Origin of the sequence: Serratia rubidaea (assembly GCF_016026735.1) — a bacterium.
Lineage (GTDB): Bacteria > Pseudomonadota > Gammaproteobacteria > Enterobacterales > Enterobacteriaceae > Serratia_B > Serratia_B rubidaea.
Window position 1 is genome coordinate 2,302,654 of sequence record NZ_CP065640.1, and the last position, 13,080, is coordinate 2,315,733.

12 protein-coding genes are annotated in these 13,080 nt (G+C 60.8%); 4 read left to right on the forward strand and 8 right to left on the reverse strand.

Features of this window, described 5'->3' with window-relative positions:
- The first annotated feature begins 58 nt into the window (after window positions 1–58).
- Both secA and mutT read left to right on the forward strand, forming a co-directional pair.
- Window positions 59–2,770, forward strand: coding sequence for a preprotein translocase subunit SecA (gene secA / locus I6G83_RS10615; RefSeq protein ID WP_054305896.1), 2,712 nt, complete (start codon window positions 59–61; stop codon window positions 2,768–2,770).
- Between the two features lie 114 nt (window positions 2,771–2,884).
- Window positions 2,885–3,289: an 8-oxo-dGTP diphosphatase MutT gene (gene mutT, locus I6G83_RS10620; RefSeq protein WP_054306265.1), complete on the forward strand. Its 405-nt coding sequence runs from the start codon at window positions 2,885–2,887 to the stop codon at window positions 3,287–3,289.
- Between the two features lie 38 nt (window positions 3,290–3,327).
- Here the strand turns inward: mutT and yacG are convergent, their stop codons facing one another.
- From yacG to coaE, 3 genes are read right to left on the reverse strand one after another with little or no spacing between them, the layout of a single operon-like run.
- Window positions 3,328–3,519, reverse strand: a complete 192-nt coding sequence (yacG, locus tag I6G83_RS10625; protein WP_015670928.1) for a DNA gyrase inhibitor YacG — start codon at window positions 3,517–3,519, stop codon at window positions 3,328–3,330.
- 44 nt (window positions 3,520–3,563) lie between these two features.
- On the reverse strand, window positions 3,564–4,316 hold the full coding sequence (zapD, locus tag I6G83_RS10630) for a cell division protein ZapD (protein WP_054306264.1): 753 nt from the start codon (window positions 4,314–4,316) through the stop codon (window positions 3,564–3,566).
- Between the two features lie 5 nt (window positions 4,317–4,321).
- On the reverse strand, window positions 4,322–4,936 hold the full coding sequence (gene coaE, locus I6G83_RS10635; RefSeq protein WP_054306263.1) for a dephospho-CoA kinase: 615 nt from the start codon (window positions 4,934–4,936) through the stop codon (window positions 4,322–4,324).
- Window positions 4,937–5,275: 339 nt separating this feature from the next.
- On the opposite strand from coaE, the gene I6G83_RS10640 reads away from it, so the two are divergent.
- Window positions 5,276–6,319, forward strand: coding sequence for a GMP reductase (locus tag I6G83_RS10640; protein WP_015670931.1), 1,044 nt, complete (start codon window positions 5,276–5,278; stop codon window positions 6,317–6,319).
- 47 nt (window positions 6,320–6,366) lie between these two features.
- On the opposite strand, the gene hofC is transcribed toward I6G83_RS10640, so the two are convergent.
- The 4 genes from hofC to nadC all read right to left on the reverse strand — a co-directional run bounded on the left by hofC (window position 6,367) and on the right by nadC (window position 10,527).
- Complete coding sequence (gene hofC / locus I6G83_RS10645) at window positions 6,367–7,566, reverse strand: protein transport protein HofC (protein WP_054306262.1); 1,200 nt, start codon at window positions 7,564–7,566, stop codon at window positions 6,367–6,369.
- Complete coding sequence (gspE, locus tag I6G83_RS10650) at window positions 7,563–8,993, reverse strand: type II secretion system protein GspE (RefSeq protein ID WP_054306261.1); 1,431 nt, start codon at window positions 8,991–8,993, stop codon at window positions 7,563–7,565. The genes hofC and gspE overlap by 4 nt, the downstream gene beginning before the upstream one ends.
- The gene (ppdD, locus tag I6G83_RS10655) at window positions 8,993–9,439 is read right to left on the reverse strand and encodes a prepilin peptidase-dependent pilin (protein ID WP_015670934.1); all 447 of its coding nucleotides are present in this window, start codon (window positions 9,437–9,439) and stop codon (window positions 8,993–8,995) included. Before ppdD ends, gspE begins: the two co-directional genes overlap by 1 nt.
- A gap of 197 nt (window positions 9,440–9,636) precedes the next feature.
- Entirely contained in the window at window positions 9,637–10,527 is an 891-nt protein-coding gene (gene nadC / locus I6G83_RS10660) for a carboxylating nicotinate-nucleotide diphosphorylase (protein WP_054306260.1), read from the reverse strand.
- 215 nt (window positions 10,528–10,742) lie between these two features.
- Between nadC and ampE the strand changes: the two genes are divergently transcribed.
- Window positions 10,743–11,597, forward strand: coding sequence for a beta-lactamase regulator AmpE (gene ampE, locus I6G83_RS10665; protein ID WP_054306259.1), 855 nt, complete (start codon window positions 10,743–10,745; stop codon window positions 11,595–11,597).
- Window positions 11,598–11,664: 67 nt separating this feature from the next.
- Here ampE and hemL read toward each other — a convergent pair whose 3' ends face one another.
- Window positions 11,665–12,954 carry a glutamate-1-semialdehyde 2,1-aminomutase gene (hemL, locus tag I6G83_RS10670; protein WP_054306258.1) on the reverse strand — a complete coding sequence of 430 codons (1,290 nt, stop codon included), beginning with the start codon at window positions 12,952–12,954 and terminating at the stop codon, window positions 11,665–11,667.
- Window positions 12,955–13,080 lie beyond the last annotated feature (126 nt).

Below are 13,080 nucleotides of genomic sequence, written 5' to 3' on the forward strand. Positions count from 1 at the left end.
TAAATAAACAGCAAAGATGACGGCCGGTTTTGGCGGTCATGAACGAGATATTAAACACATGTTAGTTAAATTATTGACCAAAGTCTTTGGTAGCCGTAACGATCGTACGCTGCGCCGTATGCGCAAAGTGGTTGAGCAGATCAACCGCATGGAACCGGACATGGAAAAACTGTCCGATGATGAGCTGAAAGCGAAAACCAACGAATTCCGCGAGCGCCTGAAAAAGGGCGAAACGGTAGAAAGCCTGATCCCGGAAGCCTTTGCGGTAGTGCGTGAAGCCAGTAAGCGCGTCTTCGGCATGCGCCACTTTGACGTGCAGCTGCTGGGCGGCATGGTATTGAACGATCGCTGCATCGCCGAGATGCGTACCGGTGAAGGTAAAACCCTGACGGCGACCCTGCCGGCATACCTGAACGCCCTGAGCGGGCGCGGCGTGCACGTGGTGACCGTCAACGACTACCTGGCGCAGCGCGATGCCGAAAACAACCGCCCGCTGTTTGAGTTCCTGGGCCTCAGCGTCGGCATCAACCTGCCGGGCATGCCGGCGCCGGCCAAGCGTGAAGCCTATGCCGCCGACATCACTTACGGCACCAACAACGAATACGGCTTTGACTACCTGCGCGACAACATGGCGTTCAGCCCTGAAGAGCGCGTGCAGCGTAAACTGCACTACGCGCTGGTGGATGAGGTTGACTCCATTCTGATCGATGAAGCGCGTACTCCGCTGATCATCTCCGGCCCGGCTGAAGACAGCTCCGAGATGTATATCAAGGTCGACAAGCTGATCCCGAAACTGATCCGCCAGGAAAAAGAAGACTCCGACACCTTCCAGGGTGAAGGCCACTTCTCGGTGGATGAGAAGGCGCGTCAGGTGCACCTGACCGAGCGCGGCCTGATCCTGATCGAAGAGATGCTGGTGGAAGCGGGCATTATGGAAGAGGGCGAGTCGCTGTATTCGCCGACCAACATCATGCTGATGCACCACGTGACCGCCGCGCTGCGCGCACATGTGCTGTTCACCCGCGACGTTGACTACATCGTGAAAGACGGCGAGGTGATCATCGTTGATGAACACACCGGCCGTACCATGCAGGGGCGCCGCTGGTCTGATGGCCTGCATCAGGCGGTGGAAGCCAAAGAAAACGTGGAAATCCAGAACGAAAACCAGACGCTGGCGTCGATCACCTTCCAGAACTACTTCCGTCTGTACGAGAAGCTGGCGGGGATGACCGGTACCGCCGATACCGAAGCGTTTGAATTCAGCTCGATCTACAAGCTGGACACCATTGTGGTGCCGACCAACCGTCCGATGATCCGTAAGGATATGCCGGATCTGGTCTACATGACCGAGCAGGAGAAGATTGCGGCAATTATCGAAGACATCCGCGAACGTACCGCCAACGGCCAGCCGGTGCTGGTGGGGACCATCTCGATTGAGAAATCGGAAGTGGTATCCCGCGAGCTGACCAAGGCCGGCGTTGACCACAAGGTACTGAACGCCAAATTCCACGCCATGGAAGCGGATATCGTCGCACAGGCCGGCCAGGCCGGCGCGGTGACCATCGCCACCAACATGGCCGGCCGTGGTACCGATATCGTGCTGGGCGGCAGCTGGCAGACGGAAGTCGCACAGCTGGAAGAACCGACCGAAGAGCAAATCGCGGCGATTAAAGACGCCTGGAAAGTGCGCCACGATGCGGTACTGGCCGCCGGCGGCCTGCATATTATCGGCACCGAACGTCACGAATCCCGCCGTATCGATAACCAGCTGCGCGGCCGTTCCGGTCGTCAGGGCGATGCCGGTTCATCCCGCTTCTACCTGTCGATGGAAGATGCGCTGATGCGTATCTTTGCCTCCGACCGCGTCTCCAACATGATGCGTAAGCTGGGGATGAAAGAGGGCGAGGCGATTGAGCACCCGTGGGTGACCAAGGCAATCGCCAATGCACAGCGTAAAGTGGAAAGCCGTAACTTCGATATTCGTAAGCAGCTGCTGGAATATGATGACGTGGCGAACGATCAGCGCCGTGCGATCTACACCCAGCGTAACGAACTGCTGGACGTTTCCGACATCAGCGAAACCATCGCCAGCATCCGTGAGGACGTGTTCAAGGCCACCATCGACAACTACATTCCGCCGCAGTCGCTGGAGGAAATGTGGGACGTGCAGGGTCTGGAAGAGCGTCTGAAAAACGACTTCGACCTGGAGATGCCGATCGCCGAGTGGCTGGACAAAGAGCCGGAGCTGCACGAAGAGACGCTGCGTGAACGCATTCTGGAAAAGGCCAAGGAAGAGTACCTGCTGAAAGAAGACGTGGTTGGCAGCGAAATGATGCGCAACTTCGAGAAGGGCGTGATGCTGCAGACGCTGGATTCGCTGTGGAAAGAGCACCTGGCGGCGATGGATTACCTGCGTCAGGGCATCCACCTGCGCGGCTATGCGCAAAAGGATCCGAAGCAGGAGTACAAGCGTGAGTCGTTCGCCATGTTCGCCGCGATGCTGGAATCACTGAAATATGAGGTGATCAGCGTGCTGAGCAAGGTGCAGGTGCGGATGCCGGAAGAGGTGGAAGCGCTGGAGCAGCAACGCCGCGAAGAAGCCGAGCGTCTGGCGCAACAGCAGCAGCTGAGCCACCAGGATGAAAATGCGCTGGCAACGAACGATCCTAATGCGCCGGCGGTAGCCGAGCGTAAAGTAGGACGTAACGATCCGTGCCCTTGCGGTTCCGGCAAGAAATACAAGCAGTGCCACGGTCGTCTGCAAAAGTAAGCCGTTGTTAAACAGGCGATCAATGCCTCGTGGGGCCGGACATGTCCGGCCCCAGTTATATCTGGCGTTACCCGCGAGCGGTGGCGCAGTTCAGGAATCAGTTAGGAGTTAGCGATGAAACATCTGAACATCGCCGTGGGCATTATTCGTAATGCCCGGCAGGAGATCTTTATTACCCGCCGCGGTGCGGATTCTCATATGGCAGGCTTTTGGGAGTTTCCCGGCGGCAAGATTGAAGCGGGTGAAACGGCCGAGCAGGCGCTGTACCGTGAGCTGCAGGAAGAAACCGGCATCGAGGCCGGACAGGCTGCGCTGCTGGAGGTGCTGGAGCACCGCTTTACCGACCGTATCGTGACGCTGAATTTCTATCTGGTGGAGAATTGGCAGGGCGAGCCGTTTGGTCGCGAAGGACAGCCGATGCGCTGGGTAAAACAGGCGGAGCTGCGCGAAGATGAGTTTCCGCCGGCCAATGCCGCCATTGTCCGGCAGCTGGTTGCGCAGGCTGGCGCGGCGCAGTAAACCAACGAACGGCCTGGCTTGCCAGGCCGTCATGCGCGTCAGAAGTCTTCCTTTTCACTCCAGTCGTCGCTGTCGGACAAATCGCCATTGCTTGGGATGCGCTTTTCTTCGGCCGCCCATTCGCCCAAATCGATCATCTGGCAGCGTTTGCTGCAGAACGGACGGTACGGGCTGACTTCTCCCCAAACAACGTCTTTGCCACAGGTCGGGCAATTTACTACGGTCGTCATCACTCTTCCTTAGCCGGTTTTGCAACGGGCCATTTTATTGATTACTAACAGCAGGCGAGATCGAACGTCAGGCGTTCCGGTACCTGAGTATGATCGCCGTCCAGCGACAAGAAGCGAATCGCGTAACGCGTCTTGTGGCCGGAAATTTGCGGATACAGCTGATGCGACAGCTCGATACGCAGGCGCAGCAGATCGGCCTCTTCCGCATTGTCCTGATAAAAGCCATTCAGACTGATTTGATTGCGGAACGGCCCGGACTGACGGATCAGGCTCAGGATCATCGTCAATGCCTGATGCAGCGGATCCAGGGTTTCCAGCCACTGGGCGACGTCGGCGTCGCGCTCTGACTGGGGCACATGCATCCACATATGCAGCGTCGGCAGATCGAAACTGCAGCAGCCGCCGGGAATGCCCAGACGCTGGCGCACCAGGCTGATAAGCTTGTCTTCCCGCAGCGGCTGGCCCATGCGCGGTGCGGCGATCAGGCGTGAGGACAGCTCTTTTAACTGGCTGCGCAGCTGCTCGACCAGCGACATATCAACGCCGGGCACGTCGGCCCACTGCAGCAGTTTTTGCTGCTGGCGTTCCAGCTCTTTCGCCAGCTCGGTACGGACTTCACCGCGCTCCAGCACGTCCAGCAGGTCGGAGACGGTACGGAAAAAGGTCAGGGCGATGGCGGTATCGCTCAAGGTCCGGTGGCCATGTAACTGTTGCAACAAAAATTCGATTCGCAGCCAGGTACGCATTTTTTCATTCAACGGGTGTTCAAAGAGAACGGTTGGAGAAGCGTCGCTCATTCAGTTCAATCCTGTCGTTTTGCTGATGCCGCAAGGTCCAGATAGCGGCGATGCAAGGCGGCTACGTGTGATTCTATCTGTTGTGCGGCGCCGCCGTTGTCGATCACGTCGTCCGCCGCTGCCAGACGCTGCTCGCGCGTCGCCTGGGCCGATAAAATATTGAGTGCCTGCTGGCGGCTGACGCCGTCGCGGGCGATGGTTCTTTGCAATTGTGTCTCGCTGTCGACATCCACCACCACGACCCGGTCGGCGCGCGACTGGAGCTGGTTTTCCACCAGCAGCGGTACCACCCAGAGTGCATACGGACTGTCGGCCAGCGCCAGCTGGCGCTGAGTCTCCTGCTGTATCACCGGGTGCAACAGCTGATTCAGCCAGCGTTTTTCATCCGGCTGGCTGAAGATGCGCTGGCGCAGCGTGGCGCGATCCAGGGTGCCATCCGGCTGTAGTATTCCCTGGCCAAAATGGGCGGCGATGGCCGCTAATGACGGCGTGCCGGGTTCTACCACCTGGCGGGCGATGATGTCGGCATCGACAATCACGATGCCATGACGCGCAAAGGCATTGGCGACGGTTGATTTCCCGCTGCCGATGCCGCCGGTCAGTGCAACAATGTAGGTCATGGCGTGCAGGGATACCCTAAGATTTATCCAGAAACAATAGACGAATCATAAAGCGATCGTGCAGAAGTGCAAGTCGGCGCCGTCAGGCTGGCGTTTCTGTCGCCATAATGGGAAAAATGGGCGCAATATCACATCGGAATTGCGTAGGTAAATTTCTGGGATTGTAGCGTAAATAAAGACGAAATCGCAGTCTTGCCGCGTGATTATTCCGGCGTATGATAACGTCACTGGAACTGGCATCAAGCTGTTCTGCGCAGGTGTCGCGCTAGCGAAAACCCGTGGGATAGAAGATTCGATCACCCTTGCGATCCGTCGCCATAAACCAGGAAATCCGTTGTCATGCGTATTGAAGAAGATTTGAAGTTAGGTTTTAAAGATGTGCTGATCCGCCCGAAGCGTTCTACGCTGAAAAGCCGTTCTGAAGTTGAACTGGAGCGCCAGTTTACCTTCAAACATTCGGGGTGGAGCTGGTCTGGCGTACCTATCATTGCCGCCAATATGGATACGGTCGGCACCTTCCGCATGGCAGAGGCTCTGGCGTCTTTCGACGTGCTGACCGCGGTTCACAAACACTATTCGGTTGAACAGTGGGCTGAATTTGTTCAGCGCGTGCCGGCAGAGACGCTGCGCCACGTGATGGTTTCCACCGGCACTTCCGATGCCGATTTCGTGAAGATGAAGCAAATTCTGGCGTTGTCGCCGGCGTTGAAGTTTATCTGCATCGATGTGGCAAACGGCTACTCGGAGCACTTCGTCGCCTTCCTGCAGAAAGCGCGTGAAGCCTGTCCGCAGCATGTTATCTGCGCCGGCAACGTGGTCACCGGCGAAATGGTTGAGGAACTGATTCTGTCCGGCGCCGATATCGTGAAGGTGGGGATTGGGCCTGGCTCGGTGTGCACCACGCGGGTGAAAACCGGCGTCGGCTATCCGCAGCTGTCCGCGGTGATTGAGTGTGCGGATGCGGCGCACGGCCTGGGCGGCCAGATTGTCAGCGACGGCGGCTGTTCGGTGCCGGGCGACGTGGCGAAAGCCTTCGGCGGCGGTGCGGACTTTGTCATGCTGGGCGGTATGCTGGCCGGCCACGATGAGTGTGAAGGCACGGTGGTGGAAGAGAACGGCGAGAAGTTTATGCTGTTCTACGGCATGAGCTCTGAATCCGCGATGAAGCGCCACGTGGGCGGTGTTGCGGAGTACCGCGCGGCAGAAGGCAAAACCGTGAAGCTGCCGCTGCGCGGAGAAGTGGAGTTCACCGTGCGCGATATCCTCGGCGGCCTGCGTTCGGCCTGCACCTACGTGGGGGCGGAGCGTCTGAAAGAACTGACCAAGCGCACCACCTTTATCCGCGTTGCGGAGCAGGAAAACCGCGTGTTCGGCAGTAAGTAATTCCCTGCCGCCCCCGGCATCGGCCGGGGGCGCCTCTTCTTCCCGTGTTATCCCAGCACCGTCCCCAATTGAAAAATCGGTAAATACATGGCGATCACCAGACCGCCGACGATAATGCCAATCACCAACATCAGCAGCGGCTCCAGCGTTTGCGCCAGGGCGTCCGCCAGCTCATGTGTCTGTTGTTCATGCCATAACGCCAGTTTGCCCAGCAGAGCGTCCAGCGTGCCGGACTCCTCCCCGACGCGCGCCAGCTGTTGGCACAGCGGCGGAAACAGCGGCTGCTCCGCCAGCGCCTGATACAGCGGCAGCCCCTGATTCAGCCGTTGCCGGACGGCCTCCAGCGCCTGACGGAAAAACAGGTTCTCCATCGACAGCAGCGCCGCGTCCAGCCCTTCGAGCAGCGTCAGTCCCGCCTGCTGGGTCATATGCAGCGTGCGGAAGATCTGGCTCAGGCTGGCGCCTTTAATCAGCTGCGCAATCAGCGGCAGACGCAGGCTGAGCCGTTGCTCCCGTCGTCGCCAGCGGGCGTACGGATGGCAATAGCGCCAGTAGCCGCCCGCCAGCAGGGCGCCGGCCAGCAATAGATAGGGGCCGGCGCTCACCAGCAGCGCCGACAGCGTCATTAACCCCTGGGTAAACCAGGGCAGCGGCGCGTCGAACGACTGATACACCTTGGCGAACTCGGGCAGCACCATCAGCAGCATCAGCAGGCTGACCAGTATGGCCACCGCGCAGATAAACAGCGGGTAGCGGATGGCTTTTACCACCTTCTTGCGCAGTTTTTGCTGTTCCTCCTGCTGTTGCGCCAGCTGTTGGCAGCAGCGGTCAAGGTTGCCGGTCAGTTCCCCCAGAGTGATGAGCTGGCGGTAAATCGGCGGAAAGACGTAGTGATAGCCCGCCGTCACTTCGGACAGCGGCTGGCCCTGGGCCACGCGCTCGCCGATCTCCTGCAGCAGGCAGCGCCAAGGGGCGGAGGCGTGCTGCTGCGCCAGCAGCTGCAGCGCGTTCATCAGCGGCAGCCCGGCCTGCAGCAGCGTAGCCAGCTGGCGGGTGAACAGGATCAGCGCTTCACCGCGCCATTGACGTCGGCTAATCGCCTTGCCGCGTGCGACCTGATAGGGCTGCAGGTTTTGCTCAATCAGCAGCTGATAAACCTGCTCTTTACGTTCCGCCAGCGACTCTCCCTGCGTCAGCTCGCCCTGGCTGTTAATCGCCTGCCAGAGAAAGAGCCGCCGCGACGTCATGGCTGTTGCTCCATATGGCCTATTACGCGATAAACCTCCTGCAGCGAGGTGGTGCCTTCCGCAACCAGCGCCAGCCCGGCCTGCAGCAGCGAGGTTTGCCCCTGGCGCTGCGCGATCTCATCCAACTGCTCTGCCGTCTGGTGCTGCAGCAACCCGTGCTGGATCTCACTGGTGATGTGCAAGAGTTCGTAAATACCGATGCGGCCGTAATAGCCGCCGAAGCAGTGCTCGCAGCCCTCGGCGCGCCAGGGCGTTAACGGCTGGGGCCACAGCGCGGCGGGGAAGTGCAGCGCTTCCGTTTGCCGACGGCGGCAGTGCAGACACAGCCGCCGCACCAGCCGCTGGGCGATCACCAGGCGGAGGCTGGCGGCCAGCAGATAGCCGGGAATGCCCATATTGGTCAGACGGGTCAGGGTTTCGCTGGTGGAGTTGGTGTGCAGGGTCGACAGCACCAGATGGCCGGTCTGGGCGGCTTTTACCGCGATCTCGGCGGTTTCCCCGTCGCGGATCTCGCCGATCATGATCACGTCCGGATCCTGGCGCAGCAACGCCCGCAGCACGCGGGAGAAGCTGAGATCGATTTTACCGTTGACCTGCGTCTGGTTGACGCCGAACAGCGGGATCTCGACGGGATCTTCAACGCTACACAGGTTGCGCTGCCGGTCGTTGAGTTGATGCAGGCCGCTGTACAGCGTGACGGTTTTTCCGCTGCCGGTGGGGCCGGTGACCAGAATCATCCCCTGCGGGGCGGCGAGGGCGGCGGCGAACTGCGCGCGATCGTCCGCCGTCATGCCCAGCTGTTCCAACGGCAGATCCTGACGGTCGGTCTGCAGGATCCGCAGCACGACCTTTTCGCCGTACAGCGTCGGCAGGGTGGAGATGCGCATCGAGTAGCGGCTGCGATCCAGCTGAACGCCGAGCTGGCCGTCCTGCGGCAGCCGCCGTTCGGCGATATCCAGCTGCGCCATGATCTTCAGCCGGGCGATAATGCGCTGGCTCAGGGCCAGCGGCGGCGGAGAGGCCGTCTGCAGTACGCCGTCAATGCGCAGGCGGATGCTGAGCTGTTGCTGGTAAGGCTCAAAGTGAATGTCGGAGGCGCGCCGCTGAATCGCGCTGCGCAGCGTTTGGTTGATAAAGTTGACCGCTGGCGCATCGGTATCGTCATCCAGCGTGGGGCCGCCCGCTTCGGCGGCCTCTTCCTGAGCCGGCTGCTGCGCCGGCGACTGAAACAGCGCCTGTTCCAGCCGCGCCAGCGGCCATTGCTCCAGCGTGATGCGTTTCCCACTGGCGAAGCGCAGCGCATTGAGCAGCGGCGCCGGCGGTTCGCCGTGCAGGGCGACGGTCAGGCTCTGTTCGTCTTCACTCAGCGCCAGCGCCTGATAGCGTTGGCACAGGGCGTGTATTTCCGCGTTGATAGTCTGGCTCATCAGGATGGCTCCGCCGCATCGTCAAAGCGGAACACTTCTCGGCAGGTATCCTGCAGCGCGCTGCTGTCCGCCGCGCTGCAGCTGCGCGTCCAGCGCATCAGACCGTTGCTGTCCGGCGTCGGCGTCATCGCGACCGTCAGCCCCTGCAGCGTCTGGGCGCCGGTGAGGGTGATCACCCCTTGGCTGACGCTGACGGCGCTGACGTAGCGTGAAGCGGCGCCGGCCGGAATGCCTTGGCTGCCGGCGTTGCACGCCTCGGGGCCGCCGCTGTCCAGCACGCACAGCTCCACCGCCATCTTGTACGGGGTCATCGCCTGCAGCATATCGGTCATCGCCGCTTTCTGGATATAGCGCTGATAGGCGGGGACGCCGATGGCGCTCAGGGTGGCGATGATGGCGATCACCACCATCAGTTCGATCAGGGTAAATCCGCGTTGTGTTTCCATACGTTGCTTCCTCCTGTTGTGGAGCCGCAACGGTAGCGCCTGGCCGGCAGGGGAGCGAGCATCGGTTGGCCGCTCTGCGTATGGCTTCCCGCACAATGTGGGCGGTTACCCTTTTTCGCAGCGCATAATGCGGCGCGGATCGCAGCGTAGTAACGCGGAGGGCGCCGCCGGATCGGCGGCGCGGGGAGATCCGGCGGTTATTTAAAGCGCATGGATAAGTCGAGGGCGGTAACGTGCTTGGTGAGCGCACCGACCGAAATATAGTCCACGCCGGTTTCGGCATACTGACGCAGCGTGTCGCTGGTGACGTTGCCGGACACTTCCAGCTGCGCGCGGTGCTGGGTCAGTTCCACCGCCTGCTTCATCATCGGCACGCTGAAGTTGTCCAGCATGATGATGTCCGCGCCGGCGTCCAGCGCCTGCTGCAGTTCGTCCAGCGACTCCACTTCGACCTCGACCGGCACGTCGGCGTGCAGCCAGAAGGCCTTCTCCACCGCGTTTTTGATCGAACCGGAGGCGATGATGTGGTTTTCCTTGATCAGGAAGGCGTCAGACAGCCCCAGCCGGTGGTTACTGCCGCCGCCGCACAGTACGGCGTACTTCAGCGCGGTGCGCAGCCCCGGCAGCGTTTTACGCGTATCCAGCAGGCGCGTCTGCGTGCCTTCCAGCAGTGCGACATAGCGGCTGACGGCGGTCGCCACGCCCGACAGGGTCTGTACAAAGTTAAGGGCGGTGCGCTCGCCGGTCAGCAGGGTGCGCGCCGGGCCCTTCAGGCGGCACAGCGGCTGGTTCGGCGTCACCGCGTCGCCGTCGGCAACCAGCCATTCCACGTGTACCTGATTACCCAACTGAATAAAGACTTCATTGAGCCAGCGCTGGCCGCAGAATACGCCGTCTTCACGGGTGATGACCGTGGCCTCGGCCTGCTTGTCCGCCGGCAGCAGCTGGGCGGTAATATCCCGTTCGGCATTGACTTCGCCGCCCAGATCTTCCCGTAGCGCCTGGGCGACGGCAAAGGGGATATCATGTTCAATTCGTTCAAGAAGTTCGGTACGACGGCTGTCTGCGCTGTAGCGGCGTGTCGACATAGAAGGCTCCGAAAAGGGAACTAAGAATGTGGAGGAAACATGCTACTCTGTTGTGCAGGCAAGTACCACTGGCAGTGATAGCCGGCATGCGCTGTTGCTAAACAAGGAATCAGGTATTATCCGATACCGGTGGCGAGCATTATCTGGCATTTGTGGAACAACGTGGTTTGCCCCGGCGAGCGCTCGGGCGCAATGACAAGGGAGAGGCATAACAAATGACGCTGTTTTCGCTGTTACTGGTTCTGGCGTGGGAACGTTTATTCAAGCTGGGCGAGCATTGGCAGCTGGATCACCGGCTGGAAGTGGTTTTCCGCCGTCTGCGCCGCTTTTCGCTGCTGCAGACGCTGGCGCTGGCCTGCGGCTGGATGGTGGTGGTCTGGGGAATTTTATGGCTGGCGCACGGGCTGTTTTTCGGCCTGCTGACGCTGCTGCTGTGGATTGCCGTGGCGCTGCTGTGCGTCGGGGCGGGCATTAAGCGCAAGCATTACCGCGCCTATCTGAAGGCGGCGCGTCAGGGCGACAGCCATGCGGTGGATGCCATGGCGGAAGAGCTGGCGCTGATCCACGGCCTGCCGGTGGATTGCAGCGCGCAAGAGCGTCTGCGTGAACTGCAAAATGCGCTGCTATGGATTAACTACCGCTACTATCTGGCGCCGCTGTTCTGGTTTGTGGCCTGTGGTCCCTACGGGCCGATCGCGTTGGCCGGCTATGCGTTCCTGCGCGCTTACCAAACCTGGCTGGCGCGGCACAATACGCCGCTGGAGCGTTCGCAGTCGGGGATTGATGCGCTGTTGCACTGGCTGGACTGGATCCCGGTGCGGCTGGCGGGCGTGGCCTACGCGCTGATCGGCCACGGAGAAAGGGCGCTGCCGGCCTGGTTCGCCTCGCTGGGCGACCGCCGTACTTCACAGTATCAGGTGCTGACGCGTCTGGCGCAGTTTGCACTGGCGCGCGAACCGCATGACGATCCGGTGCAGACGCCGCGCGCCGCGGTGGTGCTGGCGCGTAAGGTGACGATGATTATCGTGGTGGTGGTGGCGGTGCTGACCATTTACGGCACCCTGCTGTAATCCGCTATCGCGCAGTAAAAAGGGCTGAACCCAGGTTCAGCCCTTGTTGTATGCGCAGCGTTCTCGGTTACAGCTTGGCGAAGCAGCGACGCGCGGCGTCGATGGTGCGCTGAATATCTTCTTTGCTGTGGGCGACGGACATAAAGCCCGCTTCGAAGGCCGACGGCGCCAGATACACGCCTTCATCCAGCATCAGGTGGAAGAAGCGCTTAAAGCGTTCGGCATCGCACTTCATCACGTCCTGATAGCAGGTGACCGTCTCGGCGTCGGTGAAGAACAGGCCGAACATGCCGCCGACGTTGTTCACCACCAGCGGGATGTTCTCCGCCTGCGCGGCGTGACGCAGGCCGTCCGCCAGCATTTCTGTCAGCTCACCCAGCGTCTGATGGACGCCCGGCTGCGCCACTTCACTCAGGCAGGCGAAGCCCGCCGCCATGGCGATCGGGTTGCCGGACAACGTCCCGGCCTGGTAAACTGGGCCGGTCGGCGCCAGCGCTTCCATCACGTCGCGACGGCCGCCGAAGGCGCCCACCGGCATACCGCCGCCGATGATTTTACCCAGGCAGGTCAGGTCAGGTTCTACGCCGTAGTAGGCCTGCGCGCCGGCCAGCGCCACGCGGAAACCGGTCATCACCTCATCGATAATCAGCAGCGCGCCGTATTGGTCGCACAGGGCGCGCAGCCCCGGCAGGAAGTCCGGCTGCGGCGGTACGCAGTTCATATTGCCCGCCACCGGCTCGACGATGATACAGGCGATCTCTGATGGGTATTGCTCAAAGGCGCTGCGTACCGAATCCAGATCGTTATAGGTGCAGGTCAGGGTGTGTTTGGCGAAGTCCGCCGGCACGCCCGGCGAGTTCGGCTGGCCGAGGGTCAGCGCGCCGGAACCGGCTTTGACCAGCAGGCAGTCGGCGTGGCCGTGGTAGCAGCCTTCAAACTTGATGATTTTATCGCGCTGGGTGAAGCCGCGCGCCAGGCGGATGGCGCTCATGGTAGCTTCGGTGCCGGAGTTCACCATACGCACCATATCCATCGTCGGCACCAGTTCGGTCACCAGCTCGGCCATTTTTACTTCCATTTCGGTCGGCGCGCCAAAACTCAGGCCGCGTTCGGCGGCGGCAATCACCGCGTTGCGAATGGCAGGGTGGTTATGGCCCAGCACCATCGGGCCCCAGGAGCCGACGTAATCGATATAGGCTTTGCCGTCGGCGTCAAAAAGGTAGGCGCCGTCGGCACGTTCGATAAACAGCGGCACCCCGCCGACGCCGGTAAATGCCCGCACCGGGGAGTTAACCCCGCCGGGGATCAGCTGTTGCGCTTCGGCGTACAGACTTTCGGACTTGCTGTGTAAGCTCATAAATCGGCTCCAGGAATGAATATTGAATGTATTTTACCGGGCTATTCTAGTGGAGTGCGCGCCGTTATGAAACGATCGCCGCTGTGCAATACGGGCGGATGCTGCGTTTCGCGGTTTGTTTACAGA